Annotated in this window: 27 protein-coding genes, 3 tRNA genes and 2 pseudogenes; 16 read left to right on the top strand and 16 right to left on the bottom strand. The window is 51.4% G+C overall.

Annotated features, from left to right (window positions below; all coding sequences use genetic code 11):
* Positions 1-30: 30 nt before the first annotated feature.
* Positions 31-837, bottom strand: a complete 807-nt coding sequence (locus ACGYLY_RS27435) for a hypothetical protein (RefSeq protein WP_395286001.1) — start codon at positions 835-837, stop codon at positions 31-33.
* Positions 838-986: 149 nt separating this feature from the next.
* Here ACGYLY_RS27435 and ACGYLY_RS27430 point away from each other — a divergent pair, with 149 nt between their 5' ends.
* Positions 987-1,226: a hypothetical protein gene (locus tag ACGYLY_RS27430; protein WP_395286002.1), complete on the top strand. Its 240-nt coding sequence runs from the start codon at positions 987-989 to the stop codon at positions 1,224-1,226.
* 97 nt (positions 1,227-1,323) lie between these two features.
* Here the strand turns inward: ACGYLY_RS27430 and ACGYLY_RS27425 are convergent, their stop codons facing one another.
* The 3 genes from ACGYLY_RS27425 to ACGYLY_RS27415 form a co-directional block, all read right to left on the bottom strand.
* Complete coding sequence (locus ACGYLY_RS27425) at positions 1,324-2,718, bottom strand: ATP-binding protein (RefSeq protein ID WP_395286003.1); 1,395 nt, start codon at positions 2,716-2,718, stop codon at positions 1,324-1,326.
* A gap of 716 nt (positions 2,719-3,434) precedes the next feature.
* Complete coding sequence (locus ACGYLY_RS27420; RefSeq protein WP_395286004.1) at positions 3,435-3,797, bottom strand: hypothetical protein; 363 nt, start codon at positions 3,795-3,797, stop codon at positions 3,435-3,437.
* A 512-nt stretch (positions 3,798-4,309) separates the two neighbouring features.
* Positions 4,310-4,504: a hypothetical protein gene (locus ACGYLY_RS27415; RefSeq protein WP_395286005.1), complete on the bottom strand. Its 195-nt coding sequence runs from the start codon at positions 4,502-4,504 to the stop codon at positions 4,310-4,312.
* 221 nt (positions 4,505-4,725) lie between these two features.
* Between ACGYLY_RS27415 and ACGYLY_RS27410 the strand changes: the two genes are divergently transcribed.
* Positions 4,726-5,295 carry a hypothetical protein gene (locus ACGYLY_RS27410; protein WP_395286006.1) on the top strand — a complete coding sequence of 190 codons (570 nt, stop codon included), beginning with the start codon at positions 4,726-4,728 and terminating at the stop codon, positions 5,293-5,295.
* Between the two features lie 10 nt (positions 5,296-5,305).
* Here the strand turns inward: ACGYLY_RS27410 and ACGYLY_RS27405 are convergent, their stop codons facing one another.
* Positions 5,306-5,848, bottom strand: a complete 543-nt coding sequence (locus ACGYLY_RS27405; RefSeq protein WP_395286007.1) for a universal stress protein — start codon at positions 5,846-5,848, stop codon at positions 5,306-5,308.
* 207 nt (positions 5,849-6,055) lie between these two features.
* On the opposite strand from ACGYLY_RS27405, the gene ACGYLY_RS27400 reads away from it, so the two are divergent.
* Positions 6,056-6,277, top strand: a complete 222-nt coding sequence (locus ACGYLY_RS27400; RefSeq protein WP_395286008.1) for an SWIM zinc finger family protein — start codon at positions 6,056-6,058, stop codon at positions 6,275-6,277.
* Between the two features lie 308 nt (positions 6,278-6,585).
* The gene (locus tag ACGYLY_RS27395; RefSeq protein WP_395286009.1) at positions 6,586-6,786 is read left to right on the top strand and encodes a hypothetical protein; all 201 of its coding nucleotides are present in this window, start codon (positions 6,586-6,588) and stop codon (positions 6,784-6,786) included.
* Between the two features lie 455 nt (positions 6,787-7,241).
* Here the strand turns inward: ACGYLY_RS27395 and ACGYLY_RS27390 are convergent, their stop codons facing one another.
* Positions 7,242-7,700, bottom strand: coding sequence for a DUF86 domain-containing protein (locus ACGYLY_RS27390; protein ID WP_395286010.1), 459 nt, complete (start codon positions 7,698-7,700; stop codon positions 7,242-7,244).
* On the bottom strand, positions 7,697-8,179 hold the full coding sequence (locus ACGYLY_RS27385; protein ID WP_395286011.1) for a nucleotidyltransferase family protein: 483 nt from the start codon (positions 8,177-8,179) through the stop codon (positions 7,697-7,699). Before ACGYLY_RS27385 ends, ACGYLY_RS27390 begins: the two co-directional genes overlap by 4 nt.
* 294 nt (positions 8,180-8,473) lie before the next feature.
* On the opposite strand from ACGYLY_RS27385, the gene ACGYLY_RS27380 reads away from it, so the two are divergent.
* From ACGYLY_RS27380 to ACGYLY_RS27370, 3 genes are all read left to right on the top strand, one after another.
* Positions 8,474-8,653, top strand: coding sequence for a hypothetical protein (locus ACGYLY_RS27380; protein ID WP_395286012.1), 180 nt, complete (start codon positions 8,474-8,476; stop codon positions 8,651-8,653).
* Positions 8,654-9,267: 614 nt separating this feature from the next.
* Positions 9,268-9,352 (top strand) — tRNA-Leu (locus ACGYLY_RS27375).
* A gap of 125 nt (positions 9,353-9,477) precedes the next feature.
* Positions 9,478-9,738 (top strand): ArsR family transcriptional regulator, encoded by a 261-nt coding sequence (locus tag ACGYLY_RS27370; RefSeq protein ID WP_395286013.1) that lies wholly within the window; start codon positions 9,478-9,480, stop codon positions 9,736-9,738.
* Between the two features lie 283 nt (positions 9,739-10,021).
* Here the strand turns inward: ACGYLY_RS27370 and ACGYLY_RS27365 are convergent, their stop codons facing one another.
* The 5 genes and pseudogenes from ACGYLY_RS27365 to ACGYLY_RS27345 form a co-directional block, all read right to left on the bottom strand.
* The gene (locus ACGYLY_RS27365) at positions 10,022-10,699 is read right to left on the bottom strand and encodes an IS6 family transposase (protein ID WP_395284633.1); all 678 of its coding nucleotides are present in this window, start codon (positions 10,697-10,699) and stop codon (positions 10,022-10,024) included.
* 139 nt (positions 10,700-10,838) lie between these two features.
* A complete protein-coding gene (locus ACGYLY_RS27360; RefSeq protein ID WP_395285841.1) occupies positions 10,839-11,306 on the bottom strand; it encodes a hypothetical protein in 468 nt (155 codons plus the stop codon).
* Between the two features lie 187 nt (positions 11,307-11,493).
* A tRNA-Thr gene (locus tag ACGYLY_RS27355) sits at positions 11,494-11,567 on the bottom strand.
* 76 nt (positions 11,568-11,643) lie between these two features.
* Positions 11,644-11,976 (bottom strand): annotated as a pseudogene (locus tag ACGYLY_RS27350) (helix-turn-helix transcriptional regulator); the annotation flags it as partial.
* A 114-nt stretch (positions 11,977-12,090) separates the two neighbouring features.
* Positions 12,091-12,267 (bottom strand): annotated as a pseudogene (locus tag ACGYLY_RS27345) (helix-turn-helix transcriptional regulator); the annotation flags it as partial.
* Positions 12,268-12,395: 128 nt separating this feature from the next.
* Between ACGYLY_RS27345 and ACGYLY_RS27340 the strand changes: the two are divergent.
* The gene (locus tag ACGYLY_RS27340; RefSeq protein WP_395285842.1) at positions 12,396-12,953 is read left to right on the top strand and encodes an NAD(P)/FAD-dependent oxidoreductase; all 558 of its coding nucleotides are present in this window, start codon (positions 12,396-12,398) and stop codon (positions 12,951-12,953) included.
* Positions 12,954-14,010: 1,057 nt separating this feature from the next.
* Here ACGYLY_RS27340 and ACGYLY_RS27335 read toward each other — a convergent pair.
* Entirely contained in the window at positions 14,011-14,646 is a 636-nt protein-coding gene (locus ACGYLY_RS27335) for a hypothetical protein (RefSeq protein ID WP_395285843.1), read from the bottom strand.
* A 194-nt stretch (positions 14,647-14,840) separates the two neighbouring features.
* On the opposite strand from ACGYLY_RS27335, the gene ACGYLY_RS27330 reads away from it, so the two are divergent.
* The 4 genes from ACGYLY_RS27330 to ACGYLY_RS27315 all read left to right on the top strand — a co-directional run bounded on the left by ACGYLY_RS27330 (position 14,841) and on the right by ACGYLY_RS27315 (position 16,350).
* Positions 14,841-15,185 (top strand): SWIM zinc finger family protein, encoded by a 345-nt coding sequence (locus tag ACGYLY_RS27330; RefSeq protein WP_395285844.1) that lies wholly within the window; start codon positions 14,841-14,843, stop codon positions 15,183-15,185.
* 103 nt (positions 15,186-15,288) lie between these two features.
* Positions 15,289-15,591, top strand: a complete 303-nt coding sequence (locus tag ACGYLY_RS27325) for a CopG family transcriptional regulator (protein ID WP_395285845.1) — start codon at positions 15,289-15,291, stop codon at positions 15,589-15,591.
* Positions 15,592-16,095, top strand: a complete 504-nt coding sequence (locus tag ACGYLY_RS27320) for a hypothetical protein (protein WP_395285846.1) — start codon at positions 15,592-15,594, stop codon at positions 16,093-16,095.
* Positions 16,096-16,158: 63 nt separating this feature from the next.
* Positions 16,159-16,350: an SWIM zinc finger family protein gene (locus ACGYLY_RS27315; protein ID WP_395285847.1), complete on the top strand. Its 192-nt coding sequence runs from the start codon at positions 16,159-16,161 to the stop codon at positions 16,348-16,350.
* A gap of 1,334 nt (positions 16,351-17,684) precedes the next feature.
* On the opposite strand, the gene ACGYLY_RS27310 is transcribed toward ACGYLY_RS27315, so the two are convergent.
* On the bottom strand, positions 17,685-18,305 hold the full coding sequence (locus ACGYLY_RS27310; protein WP_395285848.1) for a thermonuclease family protein: 621 nt from the start codon (positions 18,303-18,305) through the stop codon (positions 17,685-17,687).
* Positions 18,306-18,870: 565 nt separating this feature from the next.
* Here ACGYLY_RS27310 and ACGYLY_RS27305 point away from each other — a divergent pair.
* From ACGYLY_RS27305 to ACGYLY_RS27290, 4 genes are all read left to right on the top strand, one after another.
* Positions 18,871-18,955: transfer RNA gene (locus ACGYLY_RS27305), tRNA-Leu, on the top strand.
* Between the two features lie 108 nt (positions 18,956-19,063).
* Positions 19,064-19,345, top strand: a complete 282-nt coding sequence (locus tag ACGYLY_RS27300; protein WP_395285849.1) for an ArsR family transcriptional regulator — start codon at positions 19,064-19,066, stop codon at positions 19,343-19,345.
* 127 nt (positions 19,346-19,472) lie between these two features.
* Positions 19,473-19,598 (top strand): hypothetical protein, encoded by a 126-nt coding sequence (locus ACGYLY_RS27295; protein WP_395285850.1) that lies wholly within the window; start codon positions 19,473-19,475, stop codon positions 19,596-19,598.
* Between the two features lie 220 nt (positions 19,599-19,818).
* Positions 19,819-20,112 (top strand): SWIM zinc finger family protein, encoded by a 294-nt coding sequence (locus tag ACGYLY_RS27290; RefSeq protein ID WP_395285851.1) that lies wholly within the window; start codon positions 19,819-19,821, stop codon positions 20,110-20,112.
* Between the two features lie 8 nt (positions 20,113-20,120).
* Here the strand turns inward: ACGYLY_RS27290 and ACGYLY_RS27285 are convergent, their stop codons facing one another.
* Together ACGYLY_RS27285 and ACGYLY_RS27280 are read right to left on the bottom strand one after the other, a co-directional pair.
* Positions 20,121-20,606, bottom strand: a complete 486-nt coding sequence (locus tag ACGYLY_RS27285; RefSeq protein WP_395285852.1) for a M48 family metallopeptidase — start codon at positions 20,604-20,606, stop codon at positions 20,121-20,123.
* Positions 20,600-21,187: a M48 family metallopeptidase gene (locus ACGYLY_RS27280; RefSeq protein ID WP_395285853.1), complete on the bottom strand. Its 588-nt coding sequence runs from the start codon at positions 21,185-21,187 to the stop codon at positions 20,600-20,602. The genes ACGYLY_RS27285 and ACGYLY_RS27280 overlap by 7 nt, the downstream gene beginning before the upstream one ends.
* Positions 21,188-21,216: the final 29 nt, after the last annotated feature.

Here is a 21,216-nt window from a genome sequence, read left to right as displayed (position 1 = left end):
CCCCCATATCGACTTACTCTGCTGCAAAAGTTATTCTGCAGGCGTCACCTCCTGAATTCGGAGCGAATACTGCTCGGGCAACTCATCAATCGTCACCCGAATCTTCAGCACTCGCTCTTGGGCTGCCAATTCCTCCATCACCACACCCTGCGACCGCTCGAACGACGCATTTCCTGTTTTGATCTCACAGTAATACCTCGCTAGCACACGCCCATCCCACCCATTCTTTGCCCGAACGACACAGTCCGGTGTCCATCGTTTTTCCCCGTCTGGATGGTCAACCGAGATCGGTCTGCCTCTCTCAACCTCAAGAGCTAGCCCGGACGCTAACTCACCGTCATCGAGTTCCAAATCCTGCCGAACGAAGTAGTAGAGAGCGTGCGGTTTCGGTGCGCCCGTCAAAATAGCCTCCCCAAGTGCCCCGTAGAGATTCGCACCAACATCGAACGTCCACGTCTCACCATCTGTTTTAGCCGGTTCCGTAATCGATGGCGTGTGATCAGCAAGAAAATAGGCATTCACATCGCGCGGGTCATTTGCCGGTGCAGCTTGAATCCGCAGTGACCCATCGCCTGTCGACAGCTGACTTGCGTACGCACCGGCCTGAGCCCTTGATCCAAAATCGAGAGTACGACCATGCGCCGTAATGACTTCCGAAAGTGTGGAATTCACCTCGATGGCGTTATCTTTCACTTCAACGGCAAACCCCGTTCGCTCGCCTGGCGTGATTGGATTAGCGGTGTTTTCGTCACTTGCTGTCTCATCCTCCGAAGACCGCTTCACGAGATTCCCCTTGTCGAATTGTAGTTGCACCGTGTCTGACTCAGGATCGGGCATTAAGTCGAATTTGTCACCTCTTCATCTAAAGAGATTCGTCGATGGTTTCAAAAGTACCTTTGTTGGGTTGAAGCTCATCATCACGCACCCCGAGACGAAATTTGACGGGTACTGACGAAACCTCCGAGGGACAATGATAGTCGAAGGACGTGCCCCAACCAGCGAGCGACCCCTACCAACCGGGCGACAGAGTACAGGTCTACGTCTCAGAGACCGATCCCGATAGTGAACACCACGGGCAAGAAGGCACCATCACGGACGTCCTGCAGGACACTCTCGGAGACGAGACTGGGCGCGAACTGGACTCCTATAGCTACCGCATCGAAACCGATGGTGAGGAAATCGATGTCTGGTTCCGGCATCGCGACTTGGTACCGGTATCGACATAGATCCGAGAAATTATCCTCGGAGATAGAAGGTGAGCTTATGGACGTCCTCCAGAAATTCTTCTAAATGTGGTGTTCACATCGCGGTACGCATCGTAGCTCACTCTATACAGTCACTACGAGTCACGTCGTCAAGCGTAAACAATTGGATGTCCTCTCGCTCAGCGACCGTCTCACGAATCGATTGTGTCGCGCCGTTTCGCGTAAAGAGTGCGTATTCTGTAGTGACTGTCTCGCCCGTGTCCGGTGACCACCGAATTTCTTCTGCATGGGTTTCAAGCGATGCGAGTGCATTGTAATCCAGCGGTGCAGTTGTGAATTTACACTCCCCGACGACCATCGTTCCATCCGTAGCAAATCCGACAACATCTACCTCGTGGTTCTTGTACCACCACCGACCGATGTCGAGAAACGTTTTGTCCGGGTACAGGCGGGGCAATCCATCCTGGCAGAGAACTTCGAACTCCGGACTAACGAAATCAGCGAGTTCTGGTTCGATTACTGCCTCGTAGGCATCTTTACCCAACCGTTCATACCGGTCCTCATTCCCATAGACAAAGCGGAACCAGAACCGGAACAGTGGATCGAGAATTCGGTAGCGGCCACGACGTGACTTAGATTTTTCTTCGGTCAGTGGAACTTCCCGTTCGATGAGTCGGAGCCGTTCTAATTTCTGGGTATACGTGGAAATCTGCTTTCCATCGATGCCCACTGCTTGTGCGATTTCGTTCGATGACGTCTTCCCGGCAGCGATCGCAGTGAGGATTGCAAAGTACCGATTTGGGTTTGTGAGCTCGGTGCGCAGGACGTATTCCGGCTCATTGTGAAGGTACCCTCTCTGTGAGAGGACTTCCTCTGTGAGCGTCGTACCGAGGTCGTGGTCGAGTTCGATGCCGTCCAGATAGTACGGTACGCCGCCGAAGATTCCCCACGTATAGATTCGCTCCTCGGGCGAGTAGGTATCAGGAACGAACGCTTGTGCGGCGGTGAAGTCGAGTGGTCGAAGATCTAATTTCTCCGTGAAGCGGCCATACAGGGGGCTGTTCCCCAACAGCGTTGCTTCTTCCATCATACTGATCGACGATCCGACTAAGATGAGTGTCCCTGCGGTATGCTGAAACCGTTGATCCCACAGCCGTTGAATAACCGACGGCAGACTCTCGTCGGCATCGATGAGGTACGGGAATTCATCGAGGACGATGATCCCATCTTGATCACCAAGGTAGCCGAGGAGTGCCTCCCAATTTTGTTTGATCTGCGTGATGCCGGGAAACGATTCGGACGCGACATCGACGAACTCGTCGAGTTGTATTTGTGGTGTTGTCTCCGTTGCCTGATACACAACCGCGTCATCTCTATCCGCGAGTGAGTACTGAACGAGTTGGGTTTTGCCAAGGCGACGACGACCAAAAATGACGATCATCTCGGCTTCACCGGACGTGTAACTGCCCCGTAACTGCGACAATTCGGTTTCCCGATCCACGAAGTGCTCCATGGTCTGGCTTGGTTCCGTACCAGAATAATACTTCCGAATAGCCTATCCCAAAATAGGCTAATTGAAAACTGGCTATCTTACTTTTCTAGAGGTGGTCCTTCGACGCTCTTCCGGAACGCCCGCGACTACTGTGAGATTTCCTCTCTTCTTCACTACCGCGTCTCCACCAATTCGAGGCTGTTTGAAAGCACTGAAAGTATTTACCGTTCCAGTCATTGTCTTTCATCATCACAAATGACGAATAGCGAGGATCAGCACCCAGAACCACACTATCGACTGTTAGCAATCTTCAAAATCTTATTCGTAATTCTCGTCGCAATTGTCATCGGTACTCTTTGGTGGGTGTTGAGCGGCTGTTTCATTGGTTGTCCTGCTGTCCTCTAATCGGTCTACTTTCACAAAGCACACTATGTCCCAGGAGGATTCACTGATTCTCTATTCCTCCGGAATCCACCAAATAACCACCCACGGACTCAATTTCCCACGTTCCAACGCACCCTGTTCATACAGCTCCTCGAGCCGCTGATGTACTGGCCGCCGTTCCATCTCCACTGTATCCGCAACCCACCGAGCAGTAACCGCTGGAAACTCAGACTCACGAATCACGCGGAGAATATCGTCATCACTCGTTTGCTCCGCAAATCGTCCCTGTTCGTCGCATTCACTCTTGTCCTCGGTCAGAGCGCGTACTGAGACTATCACGGAATCCCGATATGTCAATGCCGAAAGAACAGATAGAGGCATGCAATCGGGACATTGAGCAGCGGAATGACCATGAGATAATAGAGAATAGTTGGCTTCCACTCGGAGTGCTTCCGGACATATTGGTGGTCAGAATACACGGCAGGCAGGGAGAGAAGCGCCGCTGCATAACTAATGAGGATGATTCCCCCAGCAAGATACGTCGTCAAATACCCAGAGACATTGAGCGGAACAAATCTGGCGATACTCATTGTAAAGATCGTCACAACGAACCAGAGAGCGAATAGCACAGGAATTGCGAGTATCACCAGCCACCATCCTCTCGAATGAAGATATCGCCTGAACAAACCTCTCGAAAACAGTTCTGTGGAGGCCATAGATGTTGTATTGCGCCCTCAAGGTAAATCCATTCCTAGAGTAATAAGTAACTACTCGGATCCGCCAGCTGACTCAGAACATCACTGAAAGAGCGATTGCACCAAGAAACACGATCCCAAGCGCTCCAAAGAGCTGCATGAGCCGCCGATATGGGGTCGGTTGCTCCAACGAATCACTAGTCGTTGCCCCAATTGCCCACACGAGACATCCGAGACAGACTGCTGTGAACGCTCCAATAGTCGCGATAGCACCCCCACTCTGCCAATTGATCCCACTCGTCCAAATCTCAAAGAGTGACCAAATGGCCCACGCTCCAACCAGCAAGCCAAGCGGGGTTCGCGGTGATCGGTATTCGAAGTTCGTCATTGAGGACAAAGAGACGCTCTATAAGAATAATAGTTCCTACTATTATTGGTAGATAATTACCCCTCAGTTCGTCTATCCCGTTTCAATGGGGCTCACTCTGGGGGACGAAGTCACAGATGCCTGTGCCCACATGGGATACGACCATCTAACCTTCGTCGACTTCCTCACAGACGATCTCCCGGAGTTCTTCGAGCTTGTCGGGCCGATGCTCGGCTAGCACAGCAATGTCTTTTGGGAGTTCCTCGGTGATTCGCTTACTCACGCGATAGACGGCCTGATCGCGCTGTTGATTGGAGGGCTCGCTCTCACCACTAATATGCTCTCGATCGGTCTCCGTCATTATCGCTCGATATCGACTCATTGCTTGCGTTTTCTGATTCAACATAGTTCAATCTATGCACCTCTGCCTACTTTAATTCTATGCACCAATGCAAAGTCGACGGCTTTACTATGCATCAGTGCATAGTTTAGCGTAGGAAGAACGGTGCCCTCGGGCGTGTTGTAGAAACGCGCCGGGTGCGCCAACACCCGGCACCGGTCTTCCAATTGGACCAGAAGACCATGTCAACGAAATCGCCTAGTGAACTTGAAGCTGACGAGACGGCACAGAAACGCGCACAGGCCGAACAATTTACCTTCGACGTCGATGCCCCCGGACTCATCGACGTCACCAACGAGAGCCACGAGAACCCCGAAGAGCACCAGTACACAGTCTCCATCGACGACGTGACCGAGGACCTGATGGCCTGTATGTGCCCGCATCACGTCCACCGGAACGCCTTCTGCAAACACATGGCCGCGGTCGAAACCGCAATCGACGACGGGACGCTCGACGCCTTCCAATCAGAGGACGAAGACGATACCAAATCCGAAGACTGTGACTGTGACTGTGACGGTCTCGAGGACTTTCCGTGTTGGCCGTGCGTGCGAACGGGATGCAAGGAACTGCCGAACGAACCACCGCTTCAGCTGTTTTTATCCATGACACGCCAATTGACGTTCTCTGATATCACCGACCAGCGAACGCTGACGGATAGCGTGAATGCCGCGACCGACGATACGCCCGAGACACCGACGGCCCTCCTCGACCGAGCACAACGACAGGCGGGCACCACGAAGATTGGCATCTAAACTATTCTCATCATGAGTCTGGGAGTTCGTCAACCTGATCATGTGTCCCAGAGATCGTCTCTGTCGTTTCAACTGTCGGTTCTCCCCGTAACCGATCCTGGATATTTGCTATTGCTTTATCGATATTGCCAACTGCGACCGTTAAAACAGGAATTGGGGCGGTTCGTACTACTCTCTCGGCCACGCTACCGAGCAAATATCGTTCATATCCCGTCCGGCCATGGGTCCCCATCACGATGAGATCGATTTCATTTTGGACAGCATATGTAAGGATCTCCGCACTGGGATCGCCCCATCGGATCTCTCGAACGACATCGAGACCAGTGTCAAGGATCCGTTCCTCAACGGCTTTTGTTGTGGCCTGACCATCTTCCTCGAGTGTTTTTCGAACATGATCACGTTCTTTATCCGGAATCGTCAGATAGGCTCGTTCGTCGACTACATACAGTGTATGAACAGTCGCATTATTCTGTTTTGCGAGCTCGAGTCCCTGATCAACGACTGATTCCATTTCCTGGCTTCCGTCCGTTGGAATCAGAATTGACTCGTACATGACCATTGAATAACAGGCAATCATAAGAAATGTTTTCTATGATTTCTGAGGTGAAGATGGTCGACTGAATGGATATCTTGGAAACCATTGTGCCTGCTGAATCGGCGCTAAGACAATCATAGATACGTCGTTTTTCGACTCACCGAGGTCACCAACGAGAGCCACGAGAATCCTGCAGACCACCAGTACACGGTCTCCATCGACGACGTGACCGAGAACCTAATGGCCTGCACGTGTCCGCACCACGTCCACTGTGATGCCTTCTGCAAACACATGGCCGCTGTCGAAACCGCAACCGATGACAGGACACTCGACGTATTCCCATCGGAGGACGATGATACCAAACCCGAAGACTGCGACTGTGACGGTCTCGGTGACTTCCCGTGCTGGCCATGCGTGAGAACGGGACGGAAAGAACTGCCAAACTAACTACCGCTTGGATCCTATTGATCCACGGCGAGTTAATTCCTCTTCTCAGAGAGTATTACCCAATGAATGCTCGCGGAGGGCATCGATACAGTGGGGTTTTCCCCCCTAGCTCCGATATTGAGCGTTCCGATTTCTTGTAAGTAGGACTCAATGAATCATTGCCGACTGCCGCTATTATTCTATTCAGTCATTTACACGAAGTCCTCCTCGAATACCGGGAATATACTTGTTCGAACACGGGCTAACAAAGGTCGCTATTTATGCTTGTGTTTGTAGTCTTATAATCTGACAGGGAAGGGGTGGTCACTGTGACAGCAAGACACCATGGATACCAAACGATAGTTGAACTGTGTGAGAACTGTGGCCGTAATACTGTCCATCAGATTTCGATTGAGATCCGGACGGAAAGTACGAAGAAAGAAAACGCCGAATTCTCGCGCGAACCATACCGAATTGCAACGTGCCAGCAGTGCGGCAGAACGACAAGCCAACGGATGAACAACGCATGAATCTAGTACTGTGAGTTTTCAATAGTTCTTCTCCGTGTCTGTCTCCCATGCATGCTCTCGAATTTCGACCCCATTTGACGTGGCCGATGCTCTCGATACTTCGCAACACTGCGAACGCTTCACTACGCCCAAATGGTGGCTCGTCTGCGAGGATTGCGGCGGACGGATTGGCCGGTATCGCCGCTCGAAAACGGTACGTAATCCCGAACGGTACAGTTGTGGTGAGTGTGGTGGGTCACTACGCGTCGAGAAGGGCGACGGCCACTGAACGAATTCTCGTTTAAATTGTTCTCGCGATAAGGGATAGATACGAGGAAGATTCTCGCGGCTCACTGCTTTCTGCCCGAGTTTCGGTATCGCCTCTGCATCAGATTGAAAGCGTGCAGCAGGTTAGTATATTATACTAATCTTTGTGCTTTAATTCTTGTGCCATCTTGGGACATTTTGGTACGCTCTTAGTCGTTGAGTGCATCGATAGACTCGAGATAGTCACGAATCTCGACTACGAACGTCCGATAGCGTTCAAGATCCTGTAAGGCATTATAGACCGTGTCATGGTCGATAATTCGGCCATATGTATGAGAGAGGACGTTCCGGAATCGAGCCCCCTGCGCCATTTGCTCTGCTGTGGCGGGAGTCAACACGCCGATTTCACCAAGCGCTCGCATCGATTCCGGATTACTTCGTGGTGGTTGCCCACGCTCATACTTTACGAGCTCTTCTCCAATATCGATCGATGCCTCGGTCATCTTCACAAATCTCCGCTCGACAATATCACGGGAATCCGAATTAGCCTTGTATGCTTCCCGACTCAACTGTTGTTTCCGCGCAAGCACTCCCAGACTCTCCTCGATAGTTTCAACCGCAGTCAGAATTCGATTGAGACGATCCGCTGGGAAGTCTTCTGTCGTCATCTCTCTTCCCGTGATCCATCGGTTGCTGGTACAGCCGACCCGCCAAGGTGTTGGTCGATCTTCGCAAGTGCGTCATCGAACCGATCACGCGGCGATCGATTGTCAATGCCCGATTTCGTCACCTCATGACGAAGCTCTTTGGCGTGCTGTTGGTCGCCGACGAGGAGTACACCCTCTTTAAAAATATTCTCCGCAATAGCCGGTGCGAGTGTGTGGATATCCACCAAATCCACATCATCGGTCCCAAGCGTGGCACTCAAGTCGGCACTCAGGCTGAAAAACGCCTCATTGTACGCAGGATCGGCCCGCTGTGTGATATTAAGTTCAACTGCAATGTCGATATCACTCTCTGAATGCAGCGTTCCTGCTGCGTGTGAACCGAAGAGGATTGCGAGTTGCACCGAATGCTCTCGGAGAACCGATTTCAATCGGTTGATCGGAAGAGAGTCATCGATGGAAGCTGTCTCGACGGTTCTCATTATGGAATAGATACGCGCTAGGGACATATAAAAACCAAGCGTAAGCCCATGGCAGCCGTTGTAGGTACCGCTACTGACGGAACACTCGATGCGTTCCCATCTGAGAACAAAACCGACGTGGACAGACCATGAATATCAAAAACAACTGTAGACCGTATTCCTGACGAGACGGCACACAAACGCGCCCAGGCCGAACGATTCTCCTTCGACATCAATTTCCTCGAACTCGTCGACGTCACCAACGAGAGCCACGAGAACCCCGAAGAGCACCAGTACACAGTCTCCATCGACGACGTGACCGAGGAACCGATGGCCTGCACCTGCCCGCATCACTTCCACCGCAATGCCTTCTGCAAACACATGGCCGCCGTCGAGAACGCAACCGACGACGGGACGCTCGACGCCTTCCCATCGGACGACAAAGACGAGCGTATCAGTGGCCCGCACACTGGCTACGACAAGTATGGCAAATAGATCACACATACTGGAGATGTGAGAAGTGTGGCGCGGAAGCAACCCGGAAGGACGCGCTCGCCGACTGCTGCTAACCCACTCCCCTTTTTCAGTTCTGTCTCGCCAAATAACGTGGTCCGATGGTGCCCAGCGAACGCTCAGAGAGAGTGAAAATATTCACATTCCCTCGAATGGGAATCCCGGCCCGAAAGGTCTACTCCAGAGGCATGACAGCGGGAGCGTGCCCCCGTGTGGGCCGGGATTTGTGATACTGTGGGTTGGATGGTAAGCGGGTAGCCGACCTGAGCTGCGTTCACAGCGATCCTGTCGAGGGAGGTTGTCCCCTGACTTCGCTTCGACAGGTGTGGTGGCCGAGTTTCCTCGAGCCAATCCAACGAATGAAGAGACCAGAAAAAGATATTTTGACCAGTCTCTCAAAACCAAACTCTATCAGTAATTCTCGACGGTGACAACCGATTGAGACCTCATCGACCAACCAACCTTCTCATTCAAGTTCTTCCATACTCTCGCTCGTCACAAGAGGTTTAACTGACTGCTCCCGGCACATCGCCATTGCTGAGCGCTCTCCCGCAGGTAGTAACTCACTTATTCCGAACGGAGTAATCACCCGATGGGCAAGGGTTGCCAAGCCAGGCCAACGGCGGTGGGCTTAAGACCCGCTCGCGGAGGCGTCCATGGGTTCGAATCCCATCCCTCGCATCCATCTTCACACTCAACCCGTGACATCCTTGAGAGCGCAGGTCACCCTGACAGATTCCTCTGCCGTATCAACGGTGTCTTGAGTTACTAATCACATGTGATGCCCAATGCAACAAGGTGCACAAATGCCAGACGACGCCGACAATCTACAAACAAAACCGCCGACTGATGTGCTGGCCGAGCTTCCACCAAGTGCGAAATTGGTTGTAAAGGTGCTCGAATATAATGACGATGGACTTACGCAGGGTGAGATCGCCAATAAAGCCTTACTCTCACCCCGGACGGTTCGCTATGCGCCCACGCGACTCGAAGACCACGATCTCGTTGCTTCACGCTTCTCCTTTGCGGATGCACGAAAACGCTGCTATTCTCTTGCTTTCGACTAATACTACTTCGGCGGTTGAGCTTGGCTGGTGTTTCGGCCTCTTTCACGACCCGTGGGGTAGATGCCATTGTCCTGGTGAACGGTCAATTGGTGAGTTTCGAGGCAACATAGTCCGGGGAGATTGTCCCACTCCTCATGAAGGGTCAGCAGTCATCTTCGCAGCAAAAACAAGAGACTGCAACGGCTTCAATTACGCCCATGCTACTCGTCTATCGGCAACCGCCGAAGTAGTACTAAGAACGAACAACAGACATGTGGTGACACTATTGCTTTATCGGCACTGTCTAGTTTAGCTCCTCCTCGACAGGCGTTCGGTTGTTGAGCGATTGATGCGGTCGCTGATGGTTATAGTAATGCACAAACTGTTCAAGCCACTGCTGGACGCTTGGCCGACTGCCCACCCACGACGTATGGAAGCGGTCGACGCGCTGTTTGAGCGTGTGAAACCACTTTTCGATCAGGTTTCGCTCCGTGTAGTCGAGCCGACCGCTCAACCCAATTCGAAAGAGGGCAGTCCGATACCCGTAGCCATCAACGAGAAACACGGTGCCCGAGAGATCGTGTTTCTCGGCCAATCCAGACAGAAACGCAGCCGCCGAATCAGTGCCATGCCGATCAAACACTTCGATACCAAGCAGCAGCTTTGTTTCGGTGTCTATTGCAGCGTACACCCAAGACCATTCACCGTTAATTTTGACAGCGGTTTCGTCCACCGCGACCCGCGTCGGCGTCGCCGACGGCGGGTCGGAGACGCTGTCAGCCAGCCGATGTACCCACTGAAAAATCGCTTGATGTGACCGTTTAACGTCGAACAGTGCTAAAATTGCTTTTGTCTCCCTGAGTGAACAACCAGTCGCATGGAGACGGACGGCGAACGCCCTGACGGGCGTCGCCGTCCGTTCGTTCTCCCAAGTTTCTTCTAAATCCGCGTCTAAGCCTTCTTCGAGCAGGTTTGCGAGCATCTCTAGGCAAGTTACTCAACAACCTGCTCATTCCTCAAGCTGGCTTAACTAGACAGTGCCGCTTTATCGAGAATCTTGATCTTCTTTACATAATGCCTTTCGACGAGATTTGCTCTGATGCTGATAGAACGACCACACGTTACAGATAATAGCCGAGACAGACCCAGGCGAGACCATAGAATCCGACTCCAATCCCAACTTTGAGCGTAATAATCGCCATGAGGAGTACGTCACAGAGTAAGGCAATCGCGAAGAAGCCCGCCAGCCAGCGTGGAACGATTTGAGTGTGCCACAGCAACCGGCCAACACTGCCAGACCCAAGTGCAACAAGGCCGATCCCAATCAGTGCCAGAGCTGCTAAGAGTATGATGATCATGTACCCGGCTTCGATCGCAAACATGTACCCGAGTACCGCCATTACAACTGCCCAGACGATAAGCCCAAGCGCTAATATGAGAAAGCCAGTTTTCTCTACAGCCGTATCCCGATCTTTACTGTGGGTATACAATCGGTCCACACCAGGCAGAAGTAGGAGTGCGCCAATGACGTGAAGATATGGTGGATAGTGAGCAAAGAGCGTATTTGCCAGTGGGATGAGTAGCAGCATTAGTCCACCAAGGATCGTTGTTGCTTTCACAAGTCGTGGGTCGAGTCGCGACACGGTTCGGAGTTGGGAAATTGACATTATCCCACTTCTCTTGAGTAAGATGTTAAATGTCTTGTGACTCGGACAAGGTGATACTAACTACTCGCCTACTAATGCACGGGTTTGCACTATTTAGAACTCGTTGGAAAGCCTTAGGAGAGATTTGAACTCTCGACCGACTCCTTACAAAGGAGTTGCTCTGCCAGCCTGAGCTACCAAGGCACTTCGATATCACTACGCCTTCAACAAAGCCCTTCTCTTTTCTCTCGCCCTCCACCATTGTTGCTCACTAGTGGCGCTAACGCGTTTCCTGTGATAGCTGCAACACCCACTGCGTGAATGCATTCGAATCGATCGGGTCAAATTCTTCTTCAGTGCTGAACAGCGGAGAAAGCATGTCTCCAGCCATGAGCAATGAAAAGTCGAGGTCTTTCTTCCTTGGGAGAAGCAAATACGTTCGTTGGCCGTTGTACGTCGTTTCCTCTCGCTGGATCATTCCCTTTTCCTCTAAGCTGGTAGCCAGTCGACTCCCCGTTCGGCTACTCACCTCCAACTCTTTCCAGAGATCACTTTGGTAGATGCCCTTTTGCTCTGTAATCAGTGCCAGGGTGCGATTTTCACGAGCGCTAAGCGAATTGGCTGACTGTTCTTCCGGGACATCGCTCGTGTTATCATACTCCTCTTGCGTTCGAGTAGAAGCATCATCGTTCGTTGGTTCCAATCTGTACGTTAGGCGTCCATCACTCGTCGTTTGTTCTCGTGTGAGGAGATCTTTCTTTGCAAGTGATGTTGCAAGTCGACTCCCTTTGCGACTTGTGACATTGAGTGCTTTCCAGAGGTCACTTTGGAGAATGCCATCGTGAGAACTGATAAGCTTGTACGCCTGTTTTTCATCCGATGAGAGATCCTCAACCGCGCTCATTTCCGTTCTCTTACTACGTGATCAGCAAACAAATCGCCTTTGATTTGTAATGCTGGCCCTTCCAAAACACAGTCGTATCCCTCTTTATCGGGAGTAAATTTATGCGAAAACCAACCGTACTATCGCCTATGTCCGATGTCACAATCGTCGGTGGCGGTCCCGCTGGGCTCAGTACAGCACTCTTCACTGCAAAAAATGGTCTCGATACCGCTGTCTTCGATACTGATGAAACATGGATGCACAAAGCACACCTGTTCAACTACCTGGGAATCGAGAGTATCGACGGAACCGAATACATGGAGAAGGCTCGCGAGCAAGCCGATGAGTACGGTGTCACCCAGCATCTAGAGACAGCGGTCACGAACATTGAACAGGACGACGAAGGGTTCCATATCACGACTGATGACGGCGAGCATCACGCAACGTACGTTGTTTTAGCGACCGGTGCCGATCGCGATAGTGCCGAGCAACTTGGCTGTGAGTTCACTGATTCGGGGACTGTTTCAGTCAATTTGAGCATGGAAACGAGTATCGAGAACGCCTACGCTACCGGTGCGATGGTTCGCGATCAAGAATGGCAAGCAGTCATCTCCGCCGGTGATGGAGGTGCAGCGGCACTTGACATCCTGAGCAAGGAGAAAGGAGAACACTTCCACGACTTCGATACGCCTGCAGACGCTGAATAGACAATCACCATTGGTGTTTATCTCCGGCCGTATCCCTCATCATGAATTTCCCCGAGAAGAGCGTGCTTGCCGTATTTCGTTTCCATCTCGAACGATGTCTTCACAATACGGGCGGACACGTGGTTTCTTGATGTCATCCGGTGTGAACACACGAACATATTGCTGAGTCACAAACGATCCGCAATTATCACAGTGTGGCATATTTGTTCCATTCGTTAATACTCTAATATAGACTTCGACTATCCAGATCGCACCCAGCCCGTGACGCTACGAGACGGCACAGAAACGCGCACAGGCCGAACAATTCTCCTTCGACGTCGATGCCCCCGGACTCATCGACGTCACCAACGAGAGCCACGAGAATCCCGCAGACCACCAGGACACCGTTGCCATCGACGACGTGGCCGAGGAACTGATGGCCTGCACGTGCCCGCATCACGTCCACCGCAACGCCTACTGCAAACACATGGCCACCGTTGAAAATGCAACTGACGACGGAACACTCGACGCATTCCCCTTGAGGACGAAGAGCGTATCAGTGGCCTGTACACCGGCTACGGCACGTACGGCACCGTCGATCACACCTACTGGAAATGTGGGGACTGTGGTGCGGAAGCCACCCAGAAGGGCGCACTCACTGACTGCTGCTAATCCACTCACTTCTTCTATTTATATCACGCCAACCAACGCTGTCCGATAATGCCCAGCCAACGCTAACCGAATGTGCGGATACGATCGAACGCGCAGACAAACTGACGACAAAGTGCCCTGCTCGACCGTACTCAACAGCATGCGGCAGACGTCGGGACTGCACATTTCCTCGACTTGCCGATTGCTAAGATTGAGTGGATGATAAGCTATGGGCAATAAGGACCGAAAATCGTTGTCTCTGCTGTAAGTAAGCTGTCTCCGTGTCGATGATCTCTGGCCATTTACGAGTTCCTTTACCATGCGGGGATAGTATCACTTCGTTGAAGCAGCTGCTCGAAAGGAGTAATCTTCACCCATCATGTCACAGCGGGTCCGAGGGTAACAATAGATGTCTACTACGGTCTATTCAGGCAAGCAGCACTCCATCACATTCGAGATTGTAGTGAACGGCGTCGAAGATCTGATCGTGAAGTACGGCAATCGGCAGCTTCGCGGGCATTTGCATCCATGTGTCAGTCATCAACGTCGCGTATAGCTCATTTACTGTTTCGTAATACTGCTCGTTGACCATTCGGTCTTCGGTATCTTGGCGAGATCGCAGTGTCTCTATGTCTGCTTGCAAATAGATGATTCGCCATGGTTGTGGAAGCCATTGTGCTAGTGGGCGACCCGCTTGGCCATATACGTCGTAGAGAAATTGGTGGTAATATCGATCAAAAACCACAATCTGATCGGACGAAGACCGTGAGACCACTGCGATTGTCCCCACTGCAAACAGATAGCCGAATATGCCAAATACCAGTCGTTGAAGGAGATAAAGGGGGCTCCAAATGGTCTGTCTTTTCGTCCGTGCTTTTCGTGGGCCGACTTGTTGACGGAGTTGATTAGCATATGGAATACGGTCAGAAAAATAGTAGAGAGAGTGGACGTACTTGGCGTCGTATCCTGCCGCTTGTAGTCTTGTGGTGAGCAGTTGTGCCTGGGTAGTTTTCCCACTGCCATCCGGCCCAACTATCGCAACGATGTGTGCTTTCCGCTGCATTTCCTATTCTTACATATGATAGTCGCTTTAGTGAGCAGTAACCATTTGTGGCCCAGGATGAGATCCTACCTCTAGATTCAACCTCACTATTGCCGAAGGAACCTGATTTCGTTCGTCTCATCCTAGTATGGTGTGTAAAATGATGTTTGCGGCTATCATGATTCACCTCGTCTACAGACCGTGACACTGACGAGATGGCACCGAAACGCGCACAGGCCGAACAATTCTCCTTCGACGTCGATGCTCCCGGACTCATCCAAGTCACCAACGAGAGCTACGAGAATCCTGCAGACCACCAGTACACGGTCTCCATCGACGACGTGACCGAGAACCTAATGGCCTGCACGTGCCCACACCACGTCCACCGCAATGCCTTCTGCAAACACATGGCCGCCGTCGAAAACGTGACCGACGACGGAACACTCGACGCCTTCCCGTCGGAAGACGATGCCGAACCCGAAGACTGTGACTGCGCTGGTCTCGGTGACTTCCCCTGCTGGCCGTGCGTGCGAACGGGACGGAAGGAACTGCCGAACTAACAATGGATTCTGACGCTGATTATTTTCTCTTCATCCACTGGCCCATTTGCTCACTAACTACCGGAGAACCTTTTTGCGTCTGTAGGTACAACGTACCCACAACATGAGCACTCGGAAAGTCAACTTTCGCCTTCCAGAAGAGCTCGTGACTCATGCCGATATCGCTGCTGAAGTCACGCACAAAAATCGAACCGAACTCCTCATCGAAGCGCTCCGAGAGTACCTCAAGGAAATCGAATCAGAAGAGAGCTTTCAGGAAGCAGTCGTTGAACTCTACCTTGCCGACGAACTTGATTTCAAAACACTAACGGACATAATCGGTCGACAGGACGCAGAAGCAGTCCGTACCTCAAAACAACTCCTCGATGAAGGAGACGACCTCGCCGACAAACTTGCAGATCTGTAGATGTTGGTGATCGATACGAGCGCGTTCATTTCTCTCGCGATCGGTGATATCCTCGACGACGTGCTAACCGAATATGATGTCGTAACGACGAGACTTGTTATCGAGGAACTTGAATCGACTGCAGAATATGATGATGTCCACGGTCATGGGGCACTAGCCGTCCTCGAACGTTCCGACTGCTTCGAGATTCTGAATACCTCTGCATCAGAATTTTCTTCGAGCCGAATCGATGCTGGCGAGGCGAGCTGTGTCGCGGCCGTTGATACAACCGATGCAGCGTTTCTCATCACAGACGACTTTCAGGCACTTCCTGAACTCACTACTCTTGTCTCGGCCGATGTTGCTCTTTCACCAATTCTTCTCCGTGCACTCGTCAAACGTGGTGTCCTTACTGATTCTGAAGCTCGATCTGCACTCGATACTATTGCACGTGATCGGGACTGGCTTGGTGCGCCAATCTATCGATATGCACAACGTCTCTTTGACGGTGATCCGGGGACATAATCACCCAAGAACGACTACTGAATACGGATCGCAATAGAACTCGGGAGGAAATACGTCGTCACGATGCATGACGTGATAGCGTGCACCTGCCCGCATCACGTCCACCGCAACGCCTACTGCAAACACATGGCCGCAGTCGAAACCGCAACCGACGACGGGACGCTCGACGCCTTCCCATCGGAAGACAACGACGAGCGTATCAGTGGCCCGTACACTGGCTACGACACGTACGGCACCGTCGATCACACGTTCTGACAGTGTGAGGATTGTGGCGCGGAAGCCACTCGGAAGGGCGCACTCACCGACTGCTGCTAACCTCGTCCCACTTTTTTCATTTCTGTCACGCCAAATAACGTGATCTGATGGTGCCCAGGGAACGCTCACAGAGAGTGAAAATATTCACATTCCCTCGGATGGAAATCTCGGCCCGAAAGGTCTATTCAGAGGCATGACAGCGGGAGCATGCCCCATGTAGACCGGAATTCGTGATGCTGTGGGTTGAATGGTAAGTGGGTAGCCGACCTGAACTACGTTCACAGCTACCCTAGGGAGGTGGTGCCTCTGACGTTACTTCGATTAGGGATGGTGGCCGAGTTTCCTCGGGCCACCGCAACCAATGAACAGATCACAAAAAGCCATTCTGACCAGTCTCTCAAAACCAAGCTCTAACAGTAATTCTCGACGGTGACAACCAATGAAAACCTCATCGGCTGACCGACGTAGCCGCCTATACTCCTTCGCAATCTCATCTGTATGTAGGTTCGAACTGTTCCATGATCTGCAAGCATATCCGTTGGCTTATGATCTTGAATGAACTCCCCCCCATGCTAAGTAGAACACTACTCTTTTTGCGCCACGTATCTGCCTGTCTCGATTTAGTGTTGACGAAGTTAGTAGACTATACTAACATCATATGGCCTCTCAAATACCGCGAATTCGACTGTCTAGTATCGATCATGGCGAACATCCAATTACTTATCCGTATCGCACCCTGTCACACTACATAGTGGACCCACCAGATTCTCAGCAATCACAATCGGAAATCACCGACGACCTCCCAGCTATCGATTGTGATGCGTGTCAATCTGCTCTCGATCCCGAGAGCCAGCACGCCGTGTCATTTCTCCTTCTCGATCAGCTTCGAATTCCTGTGCTCAGTTGTGATGACCATCTTGAGCAGTTCACTTCGATCTGCGGACTCACCTCCGACGACTCAGCAACGCTTCTCCATCACCACCCCGCTGGTGGAATTTCGTGTCCTGGCTGTCGGTTCGCGTCATACTCTATGACTCGATCTCTTATCTCGGTCCAAGATGGGGCAATTGTACCCATTGCATGCCCAGAACACCAGTCAAAGATCATTCAGCGCTTCCAGACAGGGCTTCAGACACACCAACAGTTAACCTCTAGTCTCGGTCCATCCACTAGCTCATTCCTGTAAATTCTACCGTCTCGACCGAAATTGAGAATACTGTTACAGTAGCGAAAACAGAAGGCTAATTAACTGACTATATCTCCGAAAAATAGCGATGTTATATCAACTTTGTTCTGAGGAATTAACGAAGCTGTATAAATAACGTCGAAATCGCTTAGAGCGATTCACAGGCAACGCCGTCATCGTCGCCGTCAAGCCGATGAGGGTCACTCGGATCCTGCTCAAGCACGGCTTGGGCCTGTTCCTGTGTATCGAAGTGACTACAGTCGTAGTCGCCATCCGACGGCAGTGGTGGGATATCTACGCTATCAGATGGCGCCTCTGTCATTTCAGTCGCCGTTGAAGTTGGTTCGGGCGTCGAGGTTGGTTCGTCGAAATCCCACAATCCAACCTCGTTCTGCTGGGCGTTCGCTTCGGCAGTCTCGAAATCGCTTCGTTTCGAGAACGAACTCTCGTACAATCGGGCGTATCCGTCCGTCAATAGCTGTCGGTTGAAGTTCTCACTATCGACGTAGATATAGACCAAGAGTCGTCCATAGCTCCCTCGTCGGTCGGCTTCTGGATCAATCTCTATCCGGACCGTCTTCTCGTCCAATTCGTCAGTCGCAAACCGGCTTGCCCGCTCGCCCCATCCGTAGAGATGGTCGCGTCCAGCCGTCGAATCTGGGATTCCCTCGAATTCACTAGGGTTTGTCCGACTCAATGTTGTTTCTGGCGTGTCAACCCCCAAAAGGCGGAGAGTGTCGGTTTCACCGTTCGGAAACTCGACTTCCATCGTGTCTCCATCGATGACTCGGGTGACAGTGACTGTCCATTCAGTCCCGCTTTCTGGCCCCCGAGATGCTTGCGTTGTCCGTGTTGGTTCCGGTGTAGTTGTCTGCGTTGGTGTCTGAGTCGACGCTGTGGTTTGTGTTGGAGTTGATGACGTCTCCGAAGTTGTGATTGTTGTCGGTTGCGCTGTCGTGGTTTGTTCTATAGTCGTGTTAGCTTGTGCTGCCGTTGAAGATGTCGCTAATAGTGTTGTCGTCGTCTGTGTTGTGCTAGGTGTTTCGGTTGTCAATGTTTGCGTTATCGATGATGATTGTGTAGTATCGGCCGCAGGTGTTGTCGATGTTGTTGTAGTTTCGCTAGTAGTACTACATCCTGCCACGACGAGCATTAGAGCAAGTGCAACCGCAAGTGGTATCTTCGAATAGATCACGTTGTTTATAAAAGCTGTTGAAATAGATAAAACTATGTTTTCTAGACTGGTTCTCTACTCTTCTCAACACGAAGCCATCTCTTAGCGTCCTCCCATAATTAGTAAATCACTTATTCTGACCGCCGTAATCACCCGATGAGCGAGGGTTGCCAAGCTCGGCCAACGGCGGTGGGCTTAAGACCCGCTCGTGTAGACGTCCATGGGTTCGAATCCCATCCCTCGCATTCGGATTCACACCACTGAAACGATATTTGTAGGAGACCAGTTCCAACCCGACAGACGTCTCTGCCATATCAACGGTGTCTTGAGTCGCTAGTCACATTTACTGTCCAATGCAACAATCTGCCTCTACTCCAGACGACATAGATAATCCAGAAACAACCCCACCGACTGACGTGCTTTCCGAGCTTCCACCAAGTGCAAAACTGGTTGTAAAGACACTCGAATACAATGACGATGCGCTCACACAGGGTGAACTCGCCGAGAAATCTCTCCTTCCAGCCCGGACGGTTCGCTACGCACTCACACAACTCGAAGACCACGATCTCGTCAACTCACGCTTCTCGTTTGCTGATGCACGAAAACGCTACTACTCCCTTGCTTTCGATTCGTGATAAGCGAAAAACAGCTATTGATGCTGTTTATTCTGTAACGCAAAACTATTAATTGACTCTCCGAATTAACGACACCATTACTAGTTGCAGAAAGCTTATTCCAGATCTGTTGAAGTAAGAAGGTATAATGAAAACAGCTGATTTGACCATCAAAGCAGTATTGGCAGGTGGTAGTTTACTCTTCCTGCTAGCAATCCTGTTTGGCGGTGATATAGACGAGGATATCGGCGTGTTACAAATTCCAGAACAGTGACCTAGCTCACAAAGTCACAACGTGAACCGCTTGAGTTCGTAATCGTTTGTACATCATCACCAGGGAGAGAACGCGACCACGGCTAGTATTCTTACTCGATAACGACTTCTTGCTGTAGTCGGATGGTACGAGGAGAATCTCTTATTGCCTGTTCTGTTGCTGGATTGTACAGAAACGCGCACAGGCCGAACAGTTCTCCTACGACGTGGAAGCCCCCGGAATGGTCGAAGTGACCAACGAGAGCCACGAGAACCCCGCAGAGCACCAATACACCGTCTCCATCGACGACGTGACGCACGAACTGATGACCTGCACGTGCCCGCATCACGTCCACTGGAACGCCTTTTGCAAGCACATGGTCGCCGTCGAAAACGCAACTGACGACGGGACGCTCGACGCCTTCCCATCGGAGGACGACAACGATACCGAACCAGCAGAGTGCGACTGTGACGACCTCGGTGGCTTCCCGTGCTGGCCGTGCGTGCGAACGGGACAAAAAGAACTGCCGAACTAACCACCGTTTCAGTCGTTCGTAGCTATCTTTTTGAGATTACTGATCCGATCGTCAATTGACGGATGTGTCTCGATGAGTGCTCGCAATCGTCGATGCTCGGTTAGAAACGCCAAATCCCGTGGATGATAGGATTGAGGAGTAAACGCAGAATCGATATTGTTCTCCACTCTGTTCGGGATGACACAAAATTCTTGAATATGATCATGTTGATGCCGGATGTCTACTGTTGGACGCCTGTCTTCCGTTTCACTCAACTTTTCGAGGGCGGAGACCACTGCTGTTGGATTCCCCGTGATTTGAACCGCAGCACGATCAGCAACGAGTTTTCGATACCGGGCAAGTTTGGTCACGATGATGGCACCAACAAACCAGAACAGGAAGAACAGTTTGTGGAAGAAGATGAATAGGAGCGTTATCGGGAACACGAGTCGGCCAAGATTTTGGTTTTCCCCACCGGCATCAGAATCCAATTCATCACCGTAGAACTTTAGCATCGAGGCTGCAACGCCAGCAAGGAGTGTGCCAATCCCGAGATCGTCAATACAGCGCCATCACGATTTACCACGTGCGCGAACTCGTGGGCAATTACGGCTTCAAGCTCGTCGATCGTTAGTGATTCTACGAGCCCAGACGTCACGACAATCCGCGTATTCCTCGGGCGAACTCCAATTGTATACGCATTTGCCACTTCTGACTGTTCAATCTCGATTTCTGGTACTGGGACATCAATCTGCTGTGCGATTCGCTGTACAACCGCAGTTACCCGCTCGTCGCTCATGTCCATCTCTGAGACGTTAAGCCGTTGTTCGATCGATCCACTCATCAAGAATTGAGCGCAGATAAGAAGTCCAACAACGATTGCAGCTAATCGAAGGCTGAATTGTAAGTCCGTGTTTGTGAGAATGACTAGTACGAGTGTCAGAACTACCCCGAACACTACTGTTGCAATGATACTCAATCCGAGAACGAGTGTCATCCGGAGAATTAATCTCCAATCACGATTCCCCTCGAATTGATAATTAACATTTACCATTCGTGGGAAGGGAACCAAGATAAGTCTATCCAGGAAGGGCATAGTGAGCGAACTCGCTCCAGTTTATTTCT

This window comes from Haladaptatus sp. CMAA 1909, from assembly GCF_043952005.1.
Taxonomy (GTDB): Archaea; Halobacteriota; Halobacteria; order Halobacteriales; family Haladaptataceae; genus Haladaptatus.
The sequence above is the reverse complement of the archived record's forward strand: the minus strand, read 5'-3'. Positions and strand labels throughout refer to the sequence as shown.

Bases quoted from the DNA above. Each gene is read 5' to 3' on its own strand.
- ACGYLY_RS27435 (WP_395286001.1), bottom strand. From the start codon at position 837: ATGCCCGATCCTGAGTCAGACACGGTGCAACTACAATTCGACAAGGGG.
- ACGYLY_RS27425 (WP_395286003.1), bottom strand. From the start codon at position 2,718: ATGGAGCACTTCGTGGATCGGGAAACCGAATTGTCGCAGTTACGGGGC.
- ACGYLY_RS27420 (WP_395286004.1), bottom strand. From the start codon at position 3,797: ATGGCCTCCACAGAACTGTTTTCGAGAGGTTTGTTCAGGCGATATCTT.
- ACGYLY_RS27415 (WP_395286005.1), bottom strand. From the start codon at position 4,504: ATGACGGAGACCGATCGAGAGCATATTAGTGGTGAGAGCGAGCCCTCC.
- ACGYLY_RS27410 (WP_395286006.1), top strand. From the start codon at position 4,726: ATGTCAACGAAATCGCCTAGTGAACTTGAAGCTGACGAGACGGCACAG.
- ACGYLY_RS27405 (WP_395286007.1), bottom strand. From the start codon at position 5,848: ATGTACGAGTCAATTCTGATTCCAACGGACGGAAGCCAGGAAATGGAA.
- ACGYLY_RS27390 (WP_395286010.1), bottom strand. From the start codon at position 7,700: ATGACGACAGAAGACTTCCCAGCGGATCGTCTCAATCGAATTCTGACT.
- ACGYLY_RS27385 (WP_395286011.1), bottom strand. From the start codon at position 8,179: ATGAGAACCGTCGAGACAGCTTCCATCGATGACTCTCTTCCGATCAAC.
- ACGYLY_RS27370 (WP_395286013.1), top strand. From the start codon at position 9,478: ATGCCAGACGACGCCGACAATCTACAAACAAAACCGCCGACTGATGTG.
- ACGYLY_RS27365 (WP_395284633.1), bottom strand. From the start codon at position 10,699: ATGCTCGCAAACCTGCTCGAAGAAGGCTTAGACGCGGATTTAGAAGAA.
- ACGYLY_RS27360 (WP_395285841.1), bottom strand. From the start codon at position 11,306: ATGCTGCTACTCATCCCACTGGCAAATACGCTCTTTGCTCACTATCCA.
- ACGYLY_RS27340 (WP_395285842.1), top strand. From the start codon at position 12,396: ATGTCCGATGTCACAATCGTCGGTGGCGGTCCCGCTGGGCTCAGTACA.
- ACGYLY_RS27335 (WP_395285843.1), bottom strand. From the start codon at position 14,646: ATGCAGCGGAAAGCACACATCGTTGCGATAGTTGGGCCGGATGGCAGT.
- ACGYLY_RS27330 (WP_395285844.1), top strand. From the start codon at position 14,841: ATGGCACCGAAACGCGCACAGGCCGAACAATTCTCCTTCGACGTCGAT.
- ACGYLY_RS27325 (WP_395285845.1), top strand. From the start codon at position 15,289: ATGAGCACTCGGAAAGTCAACTTTCGCCTTCCAGAAGAGCTCGTGACT.
- ACGYLY_RS27320 (WP_395285846.1), top strand. From the start codon at position 15,592: ATGTTGGTGATCGATACGAGCGCGTTCATTTCTCTCGCGATCGGTGAT.
- ACGYLY_RS27315 (WP_395285847.1), top strand. From the start codon at position 16,159: ATGCATGACGTGATAGCGTGCACCTGCCCGCATCACGTCCACCGCAAC.
- ACGYLY_RS27310 (WP_395285848.1), bottom strand. From the start codon at position 18,305: ATGGAAGTCGAGTTTCCGAACGGTGAAACCGACACTCTCCGCCTTTTG.
- ACGYLY_RS27300 (WP_395285849.1), top strand. From the start codon at position 19,064: ATGCAACAATCTGCCTCTACTCCAGACGACATAGATAATCCAGAAACA.
- ACGYLY_RS27295 (WP_395285850.1), top strand. From the start codon at position 19,473: ATGAAAACAGCTGATTTGACCATCAAAGCAGTATTGGCAGGTGGTAGT.
- ACGYLY_RS27290 (WP_395285851.1), top strand. From the start codon at position 19,819: ATGGTCGAAGTGACCAACGAGAGCCACGAGAACCCCGCAGAGCACCAA.
- ACGYLY_RS27285 (WP_395285852.1), bottom strand. From the start codon at position 20,606: ATGCTAAAGTTCTACGGTGATGAATTGGATTCTGATGCCGGTGGGGAA.
- ACGYLY_RS27280 (WP_395285853.1), bottom strand. From the start codon at position 21,187: ATGCCCTTCCTGGATAGACTTATCTTGGTTCCCTTCCCACGAATGGTA.